Consider the following 20,726-nt stretch of genomic DNA (forward strand, 5'->3'; position numbering starts at 1 on the left):
TCCAGGTACGCGAAACTCGCCGGAAAAGCGCCGTCGCGCGCCCGTAGGCTGGAGACATGACCACGACGGGGGAAGAGCGCGCCGCGGCGGTGAGTGGGCCGTGGTGGTGGGCGCGGTGGCGCAGTGCGCTGTTCGACGGCAGCCTGGCGCTGGCGTCGGCGGCGGAGTGCGCGGCGGAAGGGGTGCCGTTCGCCCGGGACGCCGGGGTGCCGCTGGTCGCGGGGGTGCTCTTCGGGCTGCTGTGCGGGTCGGTGCTGCTGGTCAGGCGGCGGTGGCCGATCGCCGTCGTGCTGGTCGCGATCGCCGTCACGCCCGCCCAGATGGGCTTCCTCATGGGGATCGTCGGCCTCTACACGCTCGCCACGTGCGAGCTGCCCCGGCGGATCATCGGGGCGCTCGCCGGGATGTCGCTGCTCGGCACGATGATCGTGACGTTCGTGCGGGTGCGGCAGGACATGGCACGCGGCGACTTCACCATCGGTGACTGGTTCGTCCCGTTCGCCGCGGTCACCACCTCGCTCGGTCTCACCGCGCCCCCGCTGCTGCTGGGCCTGTACGTCGGCGCCCGGCGGCGGCTGATGGAGTCGCTGCGGGAGCGTGCGGACAGCCTGGAGCGGGAGTTGCAGCTGCTCGCGGAGCGGGCGGAGGAGCGCGCCGAGTGGGCGCGCGGCGAGGAGCGCACCCGGATCGCCCGGGAGATGCACGATGTCGTCGCGCACCGGGTGAGTCTGATGGTGGTGCACGCCGCCGCGTTGCAGGCGGTGGCCCGCAAGGATCCCGAGAAGGCCGTCAAGAACGCGGCGCTGGTCGGGGACATGGGCCGGCAGGCGCTGACCGAGCTGCGCGAGATGCTGGGTGTGCTGCGCAGCGGTGAGGTGCCCGAGCGCCCTGCCCCGCTGCGTGATCCGGCGGCCCTGCCGCTGGTCGCGGTGGGGGTCGCGGCGGCCGCTGCGGCGTCCCGCGCCGCCGGTGAGCCGGGCGGTGACGGGCCGTGCCTGGCGGAGCTGGAGGAGCTGGTCGGCCAGTCGGCCGCCGCGGGCATGGTGGTGGACCTGTCGGTCGAGGGCGAGGCGCGCCCGTACGGGGCGGAGATCGAGCAGACCGCGTACCGGGTGGTGCAGGAGGCTCTGACGAACGTCCACAAGCACGCGGCGGGCGCCAAGACGCGGGTGCGGCTCGCGCACCGGGGTGCGGAGATCGCGATGCAGGTGGAGAACGGCCCGCCGCCCGAGCCCGCGACCGCGTCGGCGGCGGGGCTGCCGTCCGGCGGGAACGGCCTGCTCGGCATGAAGGAGCGGGTCGTGGCCCTGGGCGGCGTGTTCGTGTCGGGGCCGACGGACGCGGGGGGTTTCCGGGTGTCGGCGGTCATTCCGGCGTAGCGGCGGGACGGGCCGGGGGCTGTTGTGCGTGGCTCGGGGCGGTCACCGGTCGTTGGCCACGGGCCACGGGCCACGGGCCACGGGCTGGGGCGCTGGGCTTGGGGCTGTCGGCCGTTGGCCGCTGGTCGGTCTTGAGGCTGTGGGGGTGTCGCGGGAGCCCGGGGTTGCCGTCGGTGGCTCGGGGTGTGGTCGCTCCAGGGGCAGAGGGCGTTGGTCCTGGGGCCGTTGGCCGTGGGCTTGAGGGCGTAGGAGCGCGAGGGCGTGGCGATGGCCCCGGCGTGGCGGGTCGTTGCCGCCGCTCGTGACGCGTAGGCGGCCACCGGCCCCAGGCGCACGGACCCGGGGACTTGAGGCCCGGGAGGTCAGCGGTGGTCCCGGCGTGGCGGGCCGGGCCGTCACGGAACTCGTGCTGTGGCCGCCGGCCTCGGGGCACGGGCCGGGGCGCGGACCTCGGGGTGCGGCGGCGCCCGGCGGTGTCGGATCGCGTCGGGAGGTCAGCGGCGGTCCGGGCCGGGCACGGCGGGCCGGGAGCCGCCGTCCCGTCACCCCTGCGGAACTCCCGGTCCGGGGCGGGCGGTACGTGGTCGTGTCAGACCGCGGCCGTGGTGAGGCGTACCGGTGTCAGGCCGGAGACCAGTGCCGTCAGGGCCTGGTCGATGCCGGGGCCGAGGTACCAGTCGCCGGTGTGGTCCAGGGCGTAGACGCGGCCCTCGGCGTCGATGGCGAGCAGCGCCTGTGTGTCGCTCTCCGCGCCGAGCGGGCAGACGTCGGTGCCGAGGGCGCGGCCGAGGTCGCCGAGGGTGCGGGCCAGGTGGAGGCCGTGCAGCGGGTCGAGGTCGAGTGCGGCCGGGGCGATCTGGCGGCCGGGCCCGCCGGGGGCGACGCGCAGCCCGCCGAACTCCGCCCAGGCCTCGACGGCGGCCGGGAAGACGCTGTGCCGGTGGCCCGCCGGGGAGGAGTGCTCGCGCAGGGCGTCGGCCCAGAACTCCGCCTGCTTTATGTCCCAGCGTCCGGGCTGCCAGCCTGCGGCGCGCAGGGCGGCGTCGACGGGGGCGGCGAAGCGGGCGTCCCCGGGGGTTTCCTCGGGCTCGGCGGGTGCGGCCGGGGAGGAGAGCTTCGCCGAGAGTCTGGTGGGGCGCTTGGCGGCGGCGCGGCGGTCGGCTTGCATGGGCCCTTCGTTCGTCCTGTTCGTCTCGTGCGCGGATGGCGTGCGCGGATGGTGTGCGCGGGCGGAAGGTGTGCGGGCGGATGGCGTGCGGGTCGGGTGCGCGGCCGTCAGGCCCTGCCGCCGGCGGGGTCGACGATGTAGACGCCGAAGTGGGCGCTGAGCGCGGTGCAGGCGCGGCACGGCGCGGCGAAGCTGCCGTGCAGCGGGTCGCCGTCCTCGCGGATGCGGCGGGCGGTGAGCTTGGCCTGTTTGAGCGCTTTGCGGGCTTCGCCGTTGGTCATCGGTTTGCGCGAGGCGCGTTTGCTGCGGGTGGCGTCGACGGCGCTGATGTGCCGCGAGATGAGGATGGTCTCGGCGCAGCGGCCGGTGAAGCGGTCCCGCTGGGCGCTGGTGAGCGTGTCCAGGAAGTCCTGGACGAGCGGGTGCAGGGCCGGGGGCTCTTCGCTGCGCGCGGCCGTGCCGGTGAGGGTGGCGCCGCGTACGGAGAGGGCGGCGGCGATGGTCGGGAGTATGCCGTCGCGGCGGTGCCGGAGGGTGGGCGCGAGCGGTCCCTCGCTGCTGCTCCAGCCGATCCGCGGGTCGCCGGAGCCGCTGGTGTGCGGTCCCGTCTGCGTCGCGTTCATGATCATCATTCCCCTCCCGAGCATCCCCCCGAAGGACACAGAGTGCCAAATCGCATGCCCCGTGTGGAAGCTGGGGCGGCGCGACACGCCCGGTGGAGGGCGGTGCGTCACGGCAGGGTGACGCCAGGTCACGGCCGGGCGGGGACGGCCGGGCGGCGGCATCGGGGGCGGGTGCGGGCGGTGCGCGGTGGCCCGGTGACCGGTGTCGCGCTACCGCATAGGCTGTCGGCACGCCGCGCTCGCGCGGCCGACGCGTTGGAGAGAAGCCGACGCGTTGGAGAGAAGTAGTCGATACGGATCCCGGCGGACGGCACAGGAAGCCGCCGCGCCGCGGGCCGTACAGAGTGCCGCAGGGGGCAACCGCCATGACGACAGGTCGGCTCGGGCTGGGGGTACCACCCGGCCGCCGGGGTGGTGGGCAGGGTGCCGCGCCGCCCAACGCGGCCTACGCCGGACAGGTCGTGCACTTCCCGGACCCGGTCCGGGCCGCCCGCCACCCGCGAGGGGTGCGGGTGGACGAGCACGGCTACCCCGACTTCTCGCCGTACGCGCGGGCCGCGGCGCAGATCGCCGACCCGCCGGAGGGCTTCGGCGTGGACGAACTGCGGCTGACCGACTACGTCTCGGCGAACGCGGCGCTGGCGGCGACCGGCCACGAACTGTGGGACACGGTGCCCAGCGTGGCGACCCCGCACGGCTGGACCTGGCACCACGTGGCGGGCGGCCGCCGCCTCGAACTGGTCCCGGTGGAGGTGAAGGCGCTGCTGCGCCACCACGGCGGGATCGCGACCGCGAACGTCGACCAGGCCAAGCGCGGCACCCGGCCGCTCCAGGAGACCCGCCCGGCGCACTTCGGGCTGCCCAAGTCCGGCGCCGCGGTCTCCGAGCAGCAGGTGCAGGGCGTCGAGGAGGACCTCGGGTACCGGCTGCCGGGCGCCTACCGCTCCTTCCTGAAGGCGGCGGGCGGCTGCGCCCCGGTGGGCACCGCGCTCGACGCGGAACTGGGACTCCTGGTCGACCAGCCGTTCTTCACGGTGCGCGAGGAGGCCGCGGTCAACGACCTCGTGTACGTCAACAAGTGCCTGCGCGACCACCTCACCAAGGACTACCTGGGCGTCGGCTTCGTCCAGGGCGGCCTGCTCGCGGTGAAGGTGAAGGGCGAGCGGATCGGTTCGGTGTGGTTCTGCGCGTACGACGACGTACGGGACGTGGATCCGGCGTGGCCGCAGCCGGAGCGCGTCGAGCGGCTGCTGCTGCCGTGCGGTGAGGACTTCGACGCCTTCCTGTCCCGGCTGGCGGGCTCCCCGCCGGAGCTGGAGACGGTGGCGAACCTGATGGTGGACGGCGGATTCGCGCATGCCGTTCCGGCCTCTTCCGTGGGGGAGTGACTCGGCGATGGTGACGTACGCGCAGGCGCAGGAGCGCGCGGAGGAGTGGATCAACGGCGATGTGCCGTCGTACCAGCACCGGGAGGTGCGGGTACGGGAGTTCGAGCTGGGCTTCGTGGTGTGGGCCGAGGACCGCGCGGAGGGGCCGCGTTCGGACGGCGGTCGGCAGCGGCTGGTCATCGCCCGGGACAGCGGGGAGGCCACGCTGTGGCCCGCGCTGCCGGTGGGCGAGGTGATCCGCCGGTACGAGGAGGAGTACGGCCGTCCGGAGGCGGCGGCGGAGCCCGCCGCGGCGGCCCCGCCCGCCCGGGTGGATCTGAACCAGACGTCGTTCCTGCTCAGTCCGCCGGAATGGCTCCAGGAAGCGGCGGACAAGCTGGGCATTCCGGACCGCCGGGGCGAGAGCGGCGGCACGCCGGGCGGCCCGGCCGCCGGTGCCGGTGCGGACGCGGGTCCCGGTCCCGGCGTGGGCCCGGCGCGGGACGAGTCGCTGCCGCAGACGCAGGCCGGGGTGCCGGTGGGCGCGGCCGGCGGGACGGGGCCCGGGGCTCCCGGGGCGCCGAACGTCCCGCCCGGTGCCACCCCGTGGGCCGGGACCGACACCAACGCGGACGCGGAGGAGGACCGTTCGGTCCCGCTGCCCGTGACGGTGTTCGCACCGCCGCTGAGCGGCGCCGACGACACCCCGCCGCCGCCGTCCGCCGCGTCCGACGCCAAGACGGCGCTGATGGAGGGCGGCAGCCGGCTCCCCCGCACGGCGGTGACCCCGGCACTCGACGCGACCGGCGCCCCCGCGCCGGTACCCCCGGGCAGCACACCGCCCCCGGGCAGCACACCGCCCCCGGGCAGCACACCGCCTCCGGGCAGCACGCCCCCGCCGTCCCCGGCCGCCGGTCCGGCGGCCCCGCCTCCGCCTCCGCCGCCCGGTGCGTCGTACGGCTATCCGGCGGCGCCCGGTGCGCCCGGTGCGCCCGGTGCTCCGGCGGGTCCCGGAGTCGCGCCTCCGCCGCCGCCTCCGCCTCCGGGGAGCACGCCCCCGCCCGCGGGCGGTACGCCTCCTCCGCCGCCGCAGGCGGGAGCGCCGTACGGCCATCCGCAGAACCCCGGGGTCCCGGCCCCGCCGCCGCCTCCGCCGCCGGGCGGTGCGCCGTACACCCCCGCGGCCCCCGCCCCCGGGCGCCCGCTCGCGCCCAACGCCGGTGACATCGCCGACGCGGCGACCAGCAAGGCCGGGCCCCCGCCGCGCCGCGGGCACTCCGCCGCGCCGACGCCTCCGCCGCCGGGCGCGCCCGGCACCCCGGGAGCGCGTCCGGGCGGCCCGGACCCCGCCGTACCGCCGCCGGGCGCACCGGCCGCACCGGGCGGTTACGCGCCGACGCAGCTCGTCTCGTCCCTGGGTCCGGACGGCCCCGAGGCCGCCCCGCAGCCCCCCGGCGCCCCGCAGCCCCCGGCCGCCCCCGGCACCCCCGCCGGTACGACGCCCCCGGGCGGTGTCCACCACGCCGCCACGATGCTGGCCGACCCCGGCCGCACCGGCGGCGGCGCCCCGCAGCCTCCGGGTCCTCCCGGCGCCCCCGGTGCCCCGGGCGCGCCCAAGCCGCCGCCCGCGCCGGGCGCCCCCGCCGCGCCGGGCGTGCCCGGTCCGCCGCAGGCGCCCGCCGCTCCCGGTGCGCCCGGCGTGCCCGGCGGCGGGCAGGGCGGTGTGCACCACGCGGCGACCATGCTGGCCCCGCCTCCGCCAGGCGGTCCGGCCGTGCCCCCGCCGCCGCCCCCGCCCCCGGGCGCGACCCCGCCGCCGGGTCAGCCCCCCGTGCCCGGACCGCCCGTGCCCGGCGCGCAGCCCCCGGCCTACGGCTATCCCCCGCAGGGGCAGCCGACCGTGGGTCCCGGCTACCAGGCCGTGCTGCGCTACCGCGCGCAGGACGGCTCCGAGCAGCAGCTGATCCGGCGTTCGGCGCCGGGCACCCCGCACCCGGAGTGGCAGATCTTCCACGAGCTGCGCGGCATGAACGTGCCGCCGGACCAGGTGCTGGAGCTGCACACGGAGCTGGAGTCGTGCCAGTTGCCGGGCGCCTACTGCGCGCGGATGATCCGCGAGCAGTGGCCGCAGGCGCGGATCACTTCGATCGCGCCGTACGGCACCGATCACGCCAGCCGCCAGCAGGGCATGCGGCAACTCCTGGCGCACCAGGGGGAGCTGCACCAGGTGGCGGACGGTCCCGCGCGCCCGGCGCCGGTGCGCGCGCCGCTGCCGCCGGTGCAGCCCGCGCCGCCGCTCCCGCCGGAGGGCATCGCCCAGGAACTGGGCGCGGCCTTCGGCCCGGGGGTGTTCCGGTTCGAGCAGGCGGCCGTGTCCCGCCAGGGCGTGCCGCCGGTCGTGGCGCACACGCTGGTGGTGGCGGGCCTGCCGATGGACATGGGGCCCTTCTTCTGGGCGCAGGCCCAGCCGGGCCGCCCGGTGCCGACGCTGGCGGAGCTGGCGGCCGAGCGGGGGGTGCAGCCGGCCCCGGACGCGGGCTCGTACCTCGTCATGGGCAGTGACTTCGGCAAGGCGCTCTGCGTCCAGTACGGCACGGCGAACATCGTGGCCGTGCCGGTGGAGGCGGGTCCCGGCGGTACGTCCGTGCCGCCGCAGTTCGTGAACACCGGGCTGCCGGAGTTCGCGCGCTGCCTGGCGCTGCTGGGCCGGATGTGGCGGCTGCGGCACGGTCTGAACCAGGAGCAGGCGGGCCGCTGGACCGTGGACTTCCAGGCCCAGCTCGTCGCCCTGGACCCGGCGGCGCTCGGTTCGCCGGAGAGCTGGTGGTCGGTGCTGCTGGAGCAGATGTGGGACGGACTGCTGTGAGTGCGTGAGCGCCTGACGGCGGATGAGGGCGGATGAGGGCCGGGCCCGGTCGCGTGACCGGGCCCGGCCCTCTTTCGTTCACTCCTGACCGGACCCGCACCCGGAGTGTCGCGTTATGAACATCTCGTCCCTATAGCTGAGGATGTGCCCGCAATCATCGTGTCGCATCCATTCGGCGGTGTCCGGCGGTGCACGACGGAGAGGGGTTCAGGATGGGCAGCACGGCGTCATCGGTCTCGCTCCACGGCTTCGCGGTCGTACGGGGGCGCTGCTACCGCCCCGATCAGGTGAACACCCAGGTGGACGCCCTCTTCGCCGACCGGGACGCGGCCTGGGAGCGCGCGGCGCGGCTGACGGTCCTGGCCCGGAACATGGAGGCGGAGCTGACGGCCCTGCGCGAGCGGGCCGCCGGACTCGGCGAGCAGACCTACGCCTCGCTCGGCGAGGGCGCCCGGAGCCTGCACGAGCACGGGCAGCAGGAGGCGCGGGCGGTGCGCGAACGCGCTCTCCGGGAGGCGCGCGAGCAGTACGAGGCGGCGCGGGCGTACGCCGACGGCCTGCTCCAGGACGCGCGGGCGTACGCCGACGCGGTGTGCGGGGCGGCGGAGGAGGAGGCCCGGCGGCGGACCGAGGCGGCGCGGGCCGAGGCGGACGCGCTGCGCATCGCGGTCCGCCGCGAGGTGAAGCAGACCCGCGGCGGGGCGCTGGCCGCGCTGCGCGAGGCGCGCCGCGGCGCCGAGGGGGCGCTCGCCGGACAGGCCCGCGAGCACACGGTCCGGCTGGCCGCGGCCGAGCGGGAGGAGAACGCGCGGCGGGCGGCGCTGGAGGCGGACCACACCCGGCGGCTGTCGGCCGCCGAAGCGGCGCTGGCCGCGGCGGAGCGGGCGCTGACGGAGGCTCAGGACGCGGCCCGCCGGGCGCCGGGGGAGGCGCGGGCGCGGGCCGCCGAGGTGCTGGACGCCGCCCGGCTGAGCGCGGAGCGGATCGCCCGGGAGACGGAGCGGGTGCTGCGCGAGCACGGTGAACTCTGGGACGACGTCAGGGCCCAGATGGACACCGTCCAGAGCGACATCACCACGCTGACCGGCCGGGCTCGGGTGGAGTAGGGGCCCGTCCCGCACGGGTGGCGCGGGGTCGGCGGCTTGCCCCTCACGCGGCGGGAGGGTGGAGGCTCGGTGGGCCGGTGGGTGGAGACAACCCTGAGACGGTCTCCGCCTGCCGGGGGACGGCCCCTAGGGGTAGCTCCGTACTCGGGGTCGGGGAGGGCTCGTACCGGCGGAGGACGAGACGGCCGCGAGCCGTCCTTAGTCTGGCTTTACGCCGCTGGGGGGCGGTGGACCGCACCGACGGGGGTGGGGTTTTCCCCAGCGGAAGACTGCGCTGAGCACCAGCGCGCCCGGGGGCCCGCGCACAGCAGACTCGTCCCCGTACCCGAGAGCACCGTTCCCGCCACCGCGGCTCACCCCGCGGGGCACCGCTCCGCCCGCAGCAGGACCGACATAGGAGATTTACCGTGACAACGGCTGTGACCATTCCCAGGCACGGGGGCACTGGAAGGCCGACGGCCGTCGCCGCACGGGCGCGGCAGGTCGTCAAGGCGTACGGCTCCGGGGAGAGACCCGGGTCGTCGCCCTCGACCACGTCGACGTGGACATCGCCCGTGGCCAGTTCACCGCGATCATGGGCCCCTCGGGGTCCGGCAAGTCCACGCTGATGCACTGCCTCGCCGGTCTCGACACCGTGTCGGGCGGTCAGATCTATCTGGACGAGACCGAGATCACCGGTCTGAAGGACAAGAAGCTCACCCAGCTGCGCCGGGACCGGATCGGCTTCATCTTCCAGGCGTTCAACCTGCTGCCGACGCTGAGCGCGCTGGAGAACATCACCCTGCCCATGGACATAGCCGGCCGCAAGCCGGACCGGGCCTGGCTGGACCGGGTGGTGGAGACGGTGGGCCTGGCCGGGCGGCTCAAGCACCGGCCCAACCAGCTCTCCGGCGGCCAGCAGCAGCGCGTCGCCGTGGCCCGCGCGCTGGCGGCCCGCCCGGAGATCATCTTCGGTGACGAGCCGACCGGCAACCTGGACTCGCGGGCGGGCGCCGAGGTGCTGGGCTTCCTGCGCCGCTCCGTCGACGAGCTGGGCCAGACCATCGTGATGGTCACGCACGACCCGGTGGCCGCCTCCTACGCCGACCGGGTGCTGTACCTCGCCGACGGCCGGATCGTCGACGAGATGTACCAGCCGACGGCCGAGCAGGTCCTGGACCGCATGAAGGACTTCGACGCCCGGGGGCGCACGTCATGACCGTCCTGAGAACCTCCCTGCGCAACTTCTTCGCGCACAAGGGCCGGATGGCCCTCTCCGCGGTCGCGGTGCTCCTCTCGGTGGCCTTCGTCTGCGGGACGCTGGTGTTCACCGACACCATGAACACCACCTTCGACAAGCTGTTCGCGGTGACCGCGTCCGACGTGACCGTCGCGCCGAAGACCGCCAAGAACAGCGAGACCCCGCAGAACGGCGTCCCCGAGACGCTGCCGGCCGCCACCCTGGACCGGGTCCGGCAGGCCGAGGGCGTCAAGTCGGTCGAGGGCGGCGTCAGTTCGCCGAACGTGACGGTCGTCGACCGGCACAACAAGAACATGGGCTCCTCCAACGGCGCCCCGACCATCGCGGGCAACTGGACCTCCGGCAGCCTGCGGTCGATGGAGATCACCTCCGGCCACGCCCCGCACGGGCCGGGCGAGATGCTGGTGGACGCCGACACCGCCGACAAGCACGACCTGAAGCTCGGCGACGAGCTGCGCACCATCGCGCAGACCGGCGACCTCACGGCGCGCGTCGTCGGCATCGCCGCCTTCAAGGTGACCAACCCGGGCGCCTCCGTCGTCTACTTCGACACCGCCACCGCCCAGCGCGGACTGCTCGGCACGACCGGCCGGTTCACCCAGATCTCGGTCACCGCAGCCCCCGGCGTCTCGGACGAGCAGCTCAAGCAGAACGTGACGCGGACCCTGGCCGCAGCCACCGGGGCGAAGGCCGGCGCGTACAAGATCCAGACCGCCAAGGAGAACGCCGACGAGAACCGCAAGGACGTCGGGTCGTTCATGGACGTCATCAAGTACGCCATGCTCGGCTTCGCCGGGATCGCCTTCCTGGTCGGCATCTTCCTGATCATCAACACCTTCAGCATGCTGGTCGCCCAGCGCACCCGGGAGATCGGCCTGATGCGGGCCATCGGCTCCTCCCGCAAGCAGGTCAACCGGTCGGTGCTGGTCGAGGCACTGCTGCTGGGCTTCGTCGGCTCGGTGCTCGGCGTCGGCGCGGGCGTCGGCATCGCGATCGGCCTGATGAAGCTGATGGGCGCGGCGGGCATGGACCTGTCCACCAAGGACCTGACGATCAAGGCGACCACCCCGGTGGCCGGTCTCGTCCTCGGTGTCGTCGTCACCGTCCTGGCCGCCTACCTGCCGGCCCGCCGCGCCGGCAAGATCTCCCCGATGGCCGCGCTGCGCGACGCCGGCACCCCGGCCGACGGCCGGGCCGGCTGGGTGCGCGCGGCGATCGGCCTGGTCCTCACCGGCGCCGGTACGGCCTCCCTGTACGCGGCGGCCACCGCGGACAAGGCGAGCGACGGCTCGGCCGTCCTCGGTCTCGGCGTGGTCCTCACCCTGATCGGCTTCGTCGTGATCGGCCCGCTGCTGGCGGGCGGGGTGGTCCGGGTGATCAGCGCGGTGCTGCTGCGGGCCTTCGGCCCGGTGGGCCGCATGGCCGAGCGCAACGCGCTGCGCAACCCGCGCCGCACCGGCGCCACCGGCGCCGCCCTGATGATCGGCCTCGCCCTGGTCGCCTGCCTGTCGGTGGTCGGTTCCTCGATGGTGGCCTCGGCCACCGACCAGCTGGACAAGTCGGTCGGCGCGGACTTCATCGTCCAGGGCAACCAGCGCATCGTCCCGCAGGCGGAGCAGGCCATGCGGCAGTCGCCCGGCCTGGCGCACGTCACCCGCTACAAGGACCTCGACGCCACCCTGACCTCGCCCGACGGCCAGGCCGACAAGGACGGTGTCACGGCCGCCGACCCGTCCTACGCCGACGACCTGCGCCGCCCGGTCACCGCGGGCAACCTGAAGGACGCCTACGCCCCCGGTGCCATGTCGGTCGGCTCCGACTACGCCGACAAGCACCACGTCCACGTCGGCGACACCCTCAGCGTCGCCTTCAAGGGCGGGAAGACGGCCCGGCTGAAGGTCGCCGCCATCACCAGCGACGACACCGCCATCGACCAGGGCGCCCGCTACCTGTCCATCGCCACCATGGAGAAGTACGTCCCCGCGGACCGCGTCCCGCCGAACATGATCATGTTCGCCAAGGCCGAGGACGGCCAGGAGACGCAGGCGTACGCCGCCCTGAAGAAGTCCCTGGAGCAGTACCCGCAGTACCAGGTGCGCGACCAGACCGACTACAAGCAGGAGCTGAAGGACCAGATCGGCCAGCTGCTGAACATGGTCTACGGCCTGCTCGCCCTCGCGATCATCGTCGCGGTGCTGGGCGTGGTGAACACCCTCGCCCTCTCCGTGGTCGAGCGGACCCGGGAGATCGGCCTGATGCGGGCGATCGGCCTGTCCCGCCGGCAGCTGCGGCGCATGATCCGCATGGAGTCCGTGGTGATCGCCCTGTTCGGCGCGCTGCTCGGCCTGGGCCTGGGCATGGGCTGGGGTGCCACCGCCCAGAAGCTGCTGGCCCTGGAGGGCCTGGGCGTCCTGGACATCCCCTGGCCGACGATCATCGCGGTCTTCGTCGGCTCGGCCTTCGTGGGCCTGTTCGCCGCGCTGGTCCCCGCCTTCCGGGCGGGCCGGATGAACGTGCTCAACGCGATCGCGACCGACTAGGACAGCTACAGATGATCGCGACCGACCAGGACGGACACGGATCCTGACGGCCGCGCACCGGACCCCTCGTGCACGGGGGTCACGGGGAGAGCCGCCCGGGGGCGGGAAGCCATGGGGGCTTCCCGCCCCCGGGTGCGTGCGCCCGCCGCCCGCGGACCCCGTCCGTGTCGTACGCCCGTTGCTCGTGTCATACACCCGTTCGATATCCGCCACGTTGTCCACAGGCCCGACCGCCCCCGCCCCGGCGACGTACGCTGAAGGAATCCCCGGCCCGTCCCCCGAGCCGGGCCCTTCGTGTTGCCCACCCCAGGACGGAAAGCCCCTCCATGAGCCTGCACGGTCTGCTCGACGCCGTCGTCAAGGACCCCGCCCTCGCGGAAGCGATCACCGCGGCCACGGACGGCAATCGCATGCACGTCGACCTCGTCGGCCCGCCCGCGGCCCGCCCCCTGGCGATCGCCGCGCTGGCCCGCGAGTCCGGCCGCCCGGTGCTCGCGGTGACGGCGACCGGCCGCGAGGCCGAGGACCTGGCGGCCGCCCTGCGCTCGCTGCTCCCGGAGGAGGGCGTCGCGGAGTACCCCTCCTGGGAGACACTGCCGCACGAGCGGCTCAGCCCGCGCAGCGACACCGTGGGCCGCCGCCTGGCCGTGCTGCGCCGCCTGGCGCATCCGCGGCCCGACGACCCCGAGACCGGCCCGGTCTCCGTCGTCGTCGCCCCCGTGCGCTCGGTGCTCCAGCCGCAGGTCAAGGGCCTGGGCGACCTGGAGCCTGTCTCCCTGCGCACCGGCGAGAGCGCCGATCTGAACGCGGTGGTGGAAGCCCTGGCCGCCGCCGCGTACGCGCGCGTGGAGCTGGTCGAGAAGCGCGGCGAGTTCGCCGTGCGCGGCGGCATCCTCGACGTCTTCCCGCCCACCGAGGAACACCCCCTGCGCATCGAGTTCTGGGGCGACGACATCGAGGAGATCCGCTACTTCAAGGTCGCCGACCAGCGCTCCCTGGAGGTCGCCGAGCACGGCCTGTGGGCCCCGCCCTGCCGCGAGCTGCTGCTCACCGAGGACGTCCGCGCCCGCGCGCGTGCCCTGGCCGAGCGCCACCCGGAGCTGGGCGAGCTGCTCGGCAAGCTCGCCGAGGGCATCGCGGTGGAGGGCATGGAGTCCCTGGCCCCGGTCCTCGTCGACGACATGGAACTGCTGCTGGACGTGCTGCCCAAGGGCGCCCTGGCCGTGGTGTGCGACCCGGAGCGGGTGCGCACCCGCGCCTCCGACCTGGTGGCCACCTCGCAGGAGTTCCTCCAGGCGTCCTGGGCGGCCACCGCGGGCGGCGGCGAGGCCCCCATCGACGTCGGCGCGGCCTCCCTGTGGTCCATCGCCGACGTCCGGGACCGGGCGCGCGAGCTGGACATGATGTGGTGGTCCGTCTCGCCCTTCGCGGCCGACGAGAGCGCCTACGGCACCGAGGGCGACGGCGACACCCTCAAGCTGGGCATGCACGCGCCCGACACCTACCGCGGCGACACCGCCAAGGCGCTCGCCGACACCAAGGGCTGGCTGGCCGAGGGCTGGCGCACCGTCTTCGTCACCGAGGGCCACGGCCCGGCCGCCCGCACGGTGGAGGTGCTGGGCGGCGAGGGCATCGCCGCCCGCCTGGACACGGACCTCGGGGCGGTGTCCCCGTCCGTGGTGCACGTGGCGTGCGGCTGCATCGACCACGGCTTCGTCGACCCCGGCCTGAAGCTGGCCGTGCTCACCGAGACCGACCTGACCGGACAGCGCACCGCCGGCCGGGACGGCGCCCGCATGCCGGCCCGCCGCCGCAAGACCATCGACCCGCTCACCCTGGAGGCGGGCGACTACATCGTGCACGAGCAGCACGGCGTGGGCCGCTACATCGAGATGGTGCAGCGCACCGTGCAGGGCGCCACCCGCGAGTATCTGGTGGTGGAGTACGCCCCGGCCAAGCGCGGCCAGCCCGGCGACCGCCTCTACATCCCCACCGACCAGCTGGAGCAGATCACCAAGTACGTCGGCGGCGAGGCCCCCACGCTGCACCGGCTCGGCGGCGCCGACTGGACCAAGACCAAGGCGCGCGCGAAGAAGGCGGTCAAGGAGATCGCCGCCGACCTGATCAAGCTGTACTCCGCCCGGATGGCCGCCCCCGGGCACTCCTTCGGCACCGACACACCCTGGCAGCGCGAGCTGGAGGACGCCTTCCCGTACGCGGAGACGCCCGACCAGCTGACCACCATCGCCGAGGTCAAGGAGGACATGGAGAAGTCGGTCCCGATGGACCGCCTGATCTGCGGCGACGTGGGGTACGGCAAGACGGAGATCGCGGTCCGCGCCGCCTTCAAGGCCGTCCAGGACGGCAAGCAGGTCGCGGTCCTGGTCCCCACCACCCTGCTGGTCCAGCAGCACTTCGGCACCTTCTCCGAGCGCTACGCGCAGTTCCCGGTGAAGGTGAAGGCGCTCTCCCGCTTCCAGACCGACACCGAGGCGAAGGCGGTCCTCGAAGGGCTGCGCGAGGGCTCGGTCGACGTCGTCATCGGCACCCACCGGCTGTTCGCCTCCGAGACCAGGTTCAAGGACCTGGGCCTGGTCATCGTCGACGAGGAGCAGCGTTTCGGCGTCGAGCACAAGGAGCAGCTGAAGAAGCTGCGCGCCAACGTCGACGTGCTGACGATGTCCGCGACCCCGATCCCGCGCACCCTGGAGATGGCGGTCACCGGCATCCGCGAGATGTCCACGATCACCACCCCGCCCGAGGAGCGCCACCCGGTGCTGACCTTCGTCGGGCCGTACGAGGAGAAGCAGATCGGCGCGGCCGTCCGCCGCGAACTGCTGCGCGAGGGCCAGGTCTTCTACATCCACAACCGGGTGGAGTCCATCGACCGGGCCGCCGCCCGGCTGCGCGAGATCGTGCCCGAGGCGCGGATCGCCACCGCCCACGGCCAGATGTCCGAACAGGCCCTGGAACAGGTCGTCGTGGACTTCTGGGAGAAGCGGTTCGACGTGCTGGTCTCCACGACGATCGTCGAGTCCGGCATCGACATCTCCAACGCCAACACCCTGATCGTGGAGCGCGGCGACAACTTCGGCCTCTCCCAGCTGCACCAGTTGCGCGGCCGGGTGGGCCGCGGCCGCGAGCGCGGCTACGCCTACTTCCTCTATCCGCCGGAGAAGCCGCTCACCGAGACCGCGCACGAGCGGCTGGCGACCATCGCCCAGCACACCGAGATGGGCGCGGGCATGTACGTGGCGATGAAGGACCTGGAGATCCGCGGCGCCGGAAACCTGCTGGGCGGCGAGCAGTCCGGCCATATCGCGGGCGTCGGCTTCGACCTGTACGTGCGGATGGTCGGCGAGGCGGTGGCGGACTACCGGCGGCAGCTGGAGACCGGTGAGATCGAGGAGGAGGCGCCGCTGGAGGTCAAGATCGAGCTCCCGGTCGACGCGCACGTCCCGCACGACTACGCGCCCGGCGAGCGGCTGCGCCTCCAGGCGTACCGGGCCATCGCCTCGGCCAATTCGGAGGAGGACATCAAGGCCGTCCGCGAGGAGCTGACCGACCGTTACGGCAAGCTGCCCGAGCCGGTGGAGAACCTGCTGCTGGTGGCCGGGCTGCGGATGTTCGCCCGCGCCTGCGGGGTCGGTGAGATCGTGCTCCAGGGCGCCAACATCCGCTTCGCGCCGGTGGAGCTGCGCGAGTCCCAGGAGCTGCGCCTGAAGCGGCTCTACCCGGGCGCGCTGCTCAAGCCGGCCGCCCACCAGGTGCTCGTCCCGCGCCCCAAGACCGCGAAGGTCGGCGGCAAGCCGCTGGTCGGCCGGGAACTGCTGGCCTGGGTGGGCGAGTTCCTGACCTCCGTGCTCGGGTCGTAACACTCGATACGCCCCATCTGCTCCTTTTGCCTCTGTGCGCCCCAAGTGGGGCGCACATCTTCCTGGTTACGTTGGGCACAGACAAGTCAGGCCCGCACGCACCAGGGGCGGGCCGCGCAGGACAAGGCAAGGGGAGGGCCCATGGGCGTAGAGGTGTGTCGGGAAGCCGGTCGGAGGGGAGCGGGCCGGGCGATATCCCGTCCGCTCGCGCGCGGCGGCGCGGCGGTGTGCGCCGTCGCGGCTCTCACCCTCGTCGCCGGATGCAAGAGCGACGACGCGCACAGCGCCGGGTCCGCCACGCGCAGCGGCGCACCGGCGGCCCCGGCCCCGGCCCCGTCGTCGGACGGACACTCCGTCAGTCCGCTGGCCAACCCGGACGGGACCAAGCCGGGCCTGGCGCCGCTGACCAGCGACAGCGACCGGGCCGCGGCCCGCAAGCTCATCCAGACCGTGACGACGAAGGGCCGCGGCCCGAAGACCGGCTACTCCCGGGACAAGTTCGGGTACGCCTGGATGGACACCGCCGACGGCGTCCCCTGGTCGCGCAACGGCTGCGACACGCGCAACGACCTGCTCAAGCGCGACGGCCAGAACCTCAGCTACCGCAAGGGCTCCAACTGCGTGGTCGTCTCCATGACCCTGCACGACCCGTACACGGGCAAGACCATCCAGTGGACCAAGGCGCACGCCACCACCGTCCAGATCGACCATGTGATGCCGCTGTCCTACGACTGGCAGATGGGCGCCGCGCACTGGACGAAGGACAAGCGCGAGCAGATCGCCAACGACCCGCTGAACCTCATTCCGGCCGACGGCCCGGCCAACTCCGCCAAGAGCGACTCCGGTCCGGCGACCTGGCTGCCGCCGAGCAAGGACGTCCGGTGCTCGTACAGCGTGCGGTTCGCGCAGGTCTCCCTGAAGTACAAGCTGCCGGTGACGACCGCCGACAAGCAGATGATGCTGAAGCAGTGCGGCGGCTGAGTCCGGCCGCATGAGCGCCCGCGCCCCGGCCCCGGGAGCCGGGGCCGGCGCGTGACGCGGACTCAGGGCCCGTACGGACTGCGGTAGGGATTCCCGTACGGGCCCGGGGACGCGGCGCTCCCCGGCACCGCCCCGTACGCCCCGGACCCGGCCCCGTGCGCCTGCGGTGCCGCAGCCGCGCCCGCGGCCCGCCGGTCGAACATCGCGAGGAGCAGCATCAGCGTCGCCGCCAGCAGGCACAGGATGATGACGATGCCGAGCACCGCGTCGCCGTCGTCCTGGTCGGGCAGGACGCTCATCCAGGTCACCGTCACCCCCTCGTACAGGACGAACGCGGCGAACGCGCCCCAGTCCGACCCGCGCCGCCGCCGGATCGCCACATACAGGAACGGCACCCACACCAGCAGACCCAGCGAACCCCAGACCAGGACCGACCAGGCGATCCGCTGGAGCCAGCCCGCCTCCAGACGCTTTTCCATCCCAACCCCCCACACATCCGCCGCGATCGGGCGGCCACGAAGCAGGGGGCAAGATTAAGCCACGGAACGGCACCCGTACTCTGCTCCGCAAGACACACACACGCGCGGTCCGGGCACGCACGCGCCCGCGCGCAGAACAGCAGAACAGGGGTGGGGGATGGCCGGACACCGGCAGTCCAGGAAGCGCAGATACCTCACATGGACGGTGGCGGGGGCCGCCGTCGTCGCGGGCGGCGGGATCGCGGCGCAGACCTCGATGGCCGCGACGAGCTGGCCCGCGCAGAAGACGTACACCGGCCGCGCCTTCGACACCTGCACCGCGCCCTCGCTGAACGCCATGACGGGCTGGCGCAGCAACGGGTACTACGGCGCCGCCGCCGTCTACATCGGCGGCAAGAACCGCGGCTGCGCCCAGCCCAACCTCACCGCCTCCTGGGTGAAGTCGGTCAGCTCCATGGGCTGGAAGCTCATCCCGCTCTACGTCGGCGCCCAGCCGCCCTGCCAGAAGAGCGCCAACCCGGAGAAGCTCACCGCCGCCAACGCCAGGACGCTGGGCACCGCCGACGCCAAGGACGCCGTGGCCAAGGCGAAGGCCCTCGGCATGAAGGCCGGCAGCGCGGTCTACCTCGACATGGAGCCGTACGCCATCACGGACAAGGCGTGCAACGACGCGGTGCTGGCCTACGTGCGCGCCTTCGGCAAGCAGCTGCGCGCCCAGACGTACCGCTCGGGCTTCTACGGTTTCAGCAGCTCCAGCGCCAAGGCGATCGCCGACGCGAGCGACAAGACCGACCTGCCCGGCAACCTCTGGTACGCGCTGTGGGACAACAAGGAGACCACCACAGCGGACTGGCCCTTCGGCAAGAACCAGTTCACGGACCACAGCCGGGGCCACCAGTACAAGGTGAACAGCAAGGAGACACGCCGCGGGTTCACCCTCACCGTCGACAGCAACGCGTGGGACGCGCCGGTGGCGATCACCGGCTGACCCGCCCGGCCGGGGGAGTGCGGCGCGACGGTGCCCGAAGTGGCGGTGAATCGTTGGTCCAATGGCTTGGCCGGAGCACGGCCGCTGCCTACTATCGATCACCGCAAGACTTTGTGCACCGTCGCACAATCCCCACCCAGGGAGGCCCCCTTGCACCGCCGCCGTCGCACCGCGCTCGCCCTGTCCGCCGCGATCGTCGCGGCGGCCCCCGTCCTCACCGCCTGCGGCAGCGAGGCGCATCCCGGCGCCGCGGCCGTGGTGGGCGGGCAGCGGATCACCGTCGCACAGCTCCAGAGCCGGGTGGACGAGGTGCGCCGGGCGCAGCGGGCGGCGGTGGCCGACGAGACGCAGTACCAGCAGGCCGTCGCCCGCACCGGCACGCTGAACCGGGACACCCTGCACCAGATGGTGCTCGACCGGGTCCTGGACCGCACGGCCCGGGACGAGGGCGTCACCGTCACCCCGCGGGAGGTGCAGCAGCTGCGTTCCGGGCTCGAACAGCAGGCGGGCGGCGCCAAGGCGCTGGAGACGGCCTGGCTCCAGCAGTACGGGGTGCCGCCGCGGCGCCTGGACGACAACCTGCGCCTCCAGGTGGAGGCGCAGAAGGTGGCGGCGAAGCTGCACACGGACCCCAGCCGCCCCGAGTTCTGGAACGCGCTGTCCGCCACCTCCGGGAAACTGGGCGTCGACCTGAATCCGCGCTACGGGGCCTGGGACGTGAAGAAGGGCGGCGTCGCCGCGAAGACCCCGTGGCTGCGGGTCGTCTCGGCGCCCGCCGCCCAGCAGCCGGCCTGATCCCGGGACCGGCCCGGCGCCCGCCGACGGGACGGGCGCCGACGGAACCCGCGGGCCTGTGGACAACCGCCTGTGGACAACTTCCGGGGGCGTCGGCGGGGTGCGTTACGTTCGAAGCGTGAACACGACCTCTGCCTCCGCCGCCGAGCCGGCCGCCGCCGCACCCGGCCGCATTGTCCTGCTGACCACCAGCCACCGGGTCGCCCCCGGACTGCTGTCCTGGCCCGCCTGGCAGGCGCTGCGCACGGCCGACCGGGTGCTGTGCGCGGACGCGGCGCACCCGCAGCTGCCGTATCTGCGCGAGGCGGGCATCACCGTGTCCGAGGCGTCCCCGACCGCCGAGGAGCTGGTGGCCGCCTGCGCCGGCGGCCGTACGGCGGTGGTCGTCGCCACCGGTGAGGGCGAGCCCGCGCTCACCGACGGGCTCGCCCGGCTCGCCGGATCCGGCCGTGTCTCCATGCCGGAGCTGGAGCTGCTGCCCGCCTCCTACGACCTGCCCGGCGCCCGGCTGCTCGACCTCGTCCAGGTCATGGACCGCATCCGCGTGGAGTGCCCCTGGTCGGCGCAGCGGACCCACCGGGGTCTGGCCAAGTACGCCATCGAGGAGGCGTACGAGCTGGTCGAGGCGATCGAGGACGGCGACCGCGACGAGCTGCGCGAGGAGCTGGGCGACGTCCTGCTCCAGGTCGTCTTCCACGCCCGGATCGCCGAGGAGGACCCGGAGGAGCCCTTCTCCGTCGACGACGTGGCCGGCGGGATCGTCGCCAAGCTGATCCACCGCCATCCGCATGTCTTCGGCGAGGAGACGGCCGCGACCCCGGAGGAGGTCAAGGAGCACTGGCTGCGCACCAAGGCCGAGGAGAAGCAGCGCACCTCCGTCACGGAGGGCGTCCCCCTCCACCAGCCGGGCCTGGCCCTCGCGGCGAAGCTGGCGTCCCGGGTGCGCACCGCGGGTCTGGACGTGCCGCTGCCCCGGGGCGAGGGCATCGGCTATGAGCTGCTGGCCCTGGCCGCCCGCGCCGAGGCGGAGGGCGTCGATCCGGAGGCGGCCCTGAGAGCGGCGGCCCGAGCGTACCGGGACGCCATCAAGCAGAAGGAGACCGCCTGAGGCCCCGGCCCCGACAGCCCCACGACGCGTGCCCCTCCTTACTCCCCACTCCCCACTCCCTACTCCTTTCGCTCCTCGCTCCGCTTGCTCCACGCTCCGCTCACCGGGCCCGGCCCCGCCCCCGCCCGCCGCCGACCGCGCCTCGGCCACCGGCTTCCGGGCCCCGGGTCTCCCCGCCTCCACCCCGCCCGCCTCCACTCGCCCCCGGCGG

The 20,726-nt window shown here is 74.1% G+C and carries 13 protein-coding genes and 1 pseudogene; 11 read left to right on the top strand and 3 right to left on the bottom strand.

Annotated features, from left to right (window positions below; genetic code table 11):
- The first annotated feature begins 56 nt into the window (after positions 1-56).
- Positions 57-1,379, top strand: a complete 1,323-nt coding sequence (locus R4Z62_RS20135) for a sensor histidine kinase (RefSeq protein ID WP_382844606.1) — start codon at positions 57-59, stop codon at positions 1,377-1,379.
- 589 nt (positions 1,380-1,968) lie between these two features.
- Here R4Z62_RS20135 and R4Z62_RS20140 read toward each other — a convergent pair.
- The gene (locus R4Z62_RS20140; RefSeq protein ID WP_491520523.1) at positions 1,969-2,547 is read right to left on the bottom strand and encodes an SUKH-3 domain-containing protein; all 579 of its coding nucleotides are present in this window, start codon (positions 2,545-2,547) and stop codon (positions 1,969-1,971) included.
- 107 nt (positions 2,548-2,654) lie between these two features.
- A complete protein-coding gene (locus tag R4Z62_RS20145; RefSeq protein ID WP_355481469.1) occupies positions 2,655-3,179 on the bottom strand; it encodes a YwqJ-related putative deaminase in 525 nt (174 codons plus the stop codon).
- Positions 3,180-3,535: 356 nt separating this feature from the next.
- Between R4Z62_RS20145 and R4Z62_RS20150 the strand changes: the two genes are divergently transcribed.
- From R4Z62_RS20150 to R4Z62_RS20180, 7 genes and pseudogenes are all read left to right on the top strand, one after another.
- On the top strand, positions 3,536-4,558 hold the full coding sequence (locus R4Z62_RS20150) for an SMI1/KNR4 family protein (protein ID WP_026252385.1): 1,023 nt from the start codon (positions 3,536-3,538) through the stop codon (positions 4,556-4,558).
- A gap of 7 nt (positions 4,559-4,565) precedes the next feature.
- The gene (locus tag R4Z62_RS20155) at positions 4,566-7,403 is read left to right on the top strand and encodes an SUKH-4 family immunity protein (protein ID WP_491520524.1); all 2,838 of its coding nucleotides are present in this window, start codon (positions 4,566-4,568) and stop codon (positions 7,401-7,403) included.
- A 212-nt stretch (positions 7,404-7,615) separates the two neighbouring features.
- Positions 7,616-8,509 (top strand): cellulose-binding protein, encoded by an 894-nt coding sequence (locus R4Z62_RS20160; protein WP_491520525.1) that lies wholly within the window; start codon positions 7,616-7,618, stop codon positions 8,507-8,509.
- A gap of 407 nt (positions 8,510-8,916) precedes the next feature.
- Positions 8,917-9,707 (top strand): annotated as a pseudogene (locus tag R4Z62_RS20165) (ABC transporter ATP-binding protein).
- The gene (locus R4Z62_RS20170) at positions 9,704-12,289 is read left to right on the top strand and encodes an ABC transporter permease (protein WP_385504209.1); all 2,586 of its coding nucleotides are present in this window, start codon (positions 9,704-9,706) and stop codon (positions 12,287-12,289) included. The pseudogene R4Z62_RS20165 and the gene R4Z62_RS20170 overlap by 4 nt, the downstream one beginning before the upstream one ends.
- Before the next feature lie 326 nt (positions 12,290-12,615).
- Positions 12,616-16,164, top strand: a complete 3,549-nt coding sequence (gene mfd / locus R4Z62_RS20175; protein WP_355477380.1) for a transcription-repair coupling factor — start codon at positions 12,616-12,618, stop codon at positions 16,162-16,164.
- A gap of 141 nt (positions 16,165-16,305) precedes the next feature.
- Complete coding sequence (locus R4Z62_RS20180; RefSeq protein WP_385504206.1) at positions 16,306-17,145, top strand: HNH endonuclease family protein; 840 nt, start codon at positions 16,306-16,308, stop codon at positions 17,143-17,145.
- Positions 17,146-17,207: 62 nt separating this feature from the next.
- Here the strand turns inward: R4Z62_RS20180 and R4Z62_RS20185 are convergent, their stop codons facing one another.
- On the bottom strand, positions 17,208-17,624 hold the full coding sequence (locus R4Z62_RS20185) for a hypothetical protein (protein WP_064533534.1): 417 nt from the start codon (positions 17,622-17,624) through the stop codon (positions 17,208-17,210).
- A gap of 157 nt (positions 17,625-17,781) precedes the next feature.
- On the opposite strand from R4Z62_RS20185, the gene R4Z62_RS20190 reads away from it, so the two are divergent.
- The 3 genes from R4Z62_RS20190 to R4Z62_RS20200 all read left to right on the top strand — a co-directional run bounded on the left by R4Z62_RS20190 (position 17,782) and on the right by R4Z62_RS20200 (position 20,515).
- A complete protein-coding gene (locus R4Z62_RS20190) occupies positions 17,782-18,612 on the top strand; it encodes a glycoside hydrolase domain-containing protein (RefSeq protein ID WP_064533532.1) in 831 nt (276 codons plus the stop codon).
- A 150-nt stretch (positions 18,613-18,762) separates the two neighbouring features.
- On the top strand, positions 18,763-19,407 hold the full coding sequence (locus tag R4Z62_RS20195) for a SurA N-terminal domain-containing protein (protein WP_385504204.1): 645 nt from the start codon (positions 18,763-18,765) through the stop codon (positions 19,405-19,407).
- Positions 19,408-19,525: 118 nt separating this feature from the next.
- Positions 19,526-20,515 carry a nucleoside triphosphate pyrophosphohydrolase gene (locus R4Z62_RS20200; RefSeq protein ID WP_382846724.1) on the top strand — a complete coding sequence of 330 codons (990 nt, stop codon included), beginning with the start codon at positions 19,526-19,528 and terminating at the stop codon, positions 20,513-20,515.
- Positions 20,516-20,726 lie beyond the last annotated feature (211 nt).

Source organism: Streptomyces sp. PL-25 (assembly GCF_058344915.1).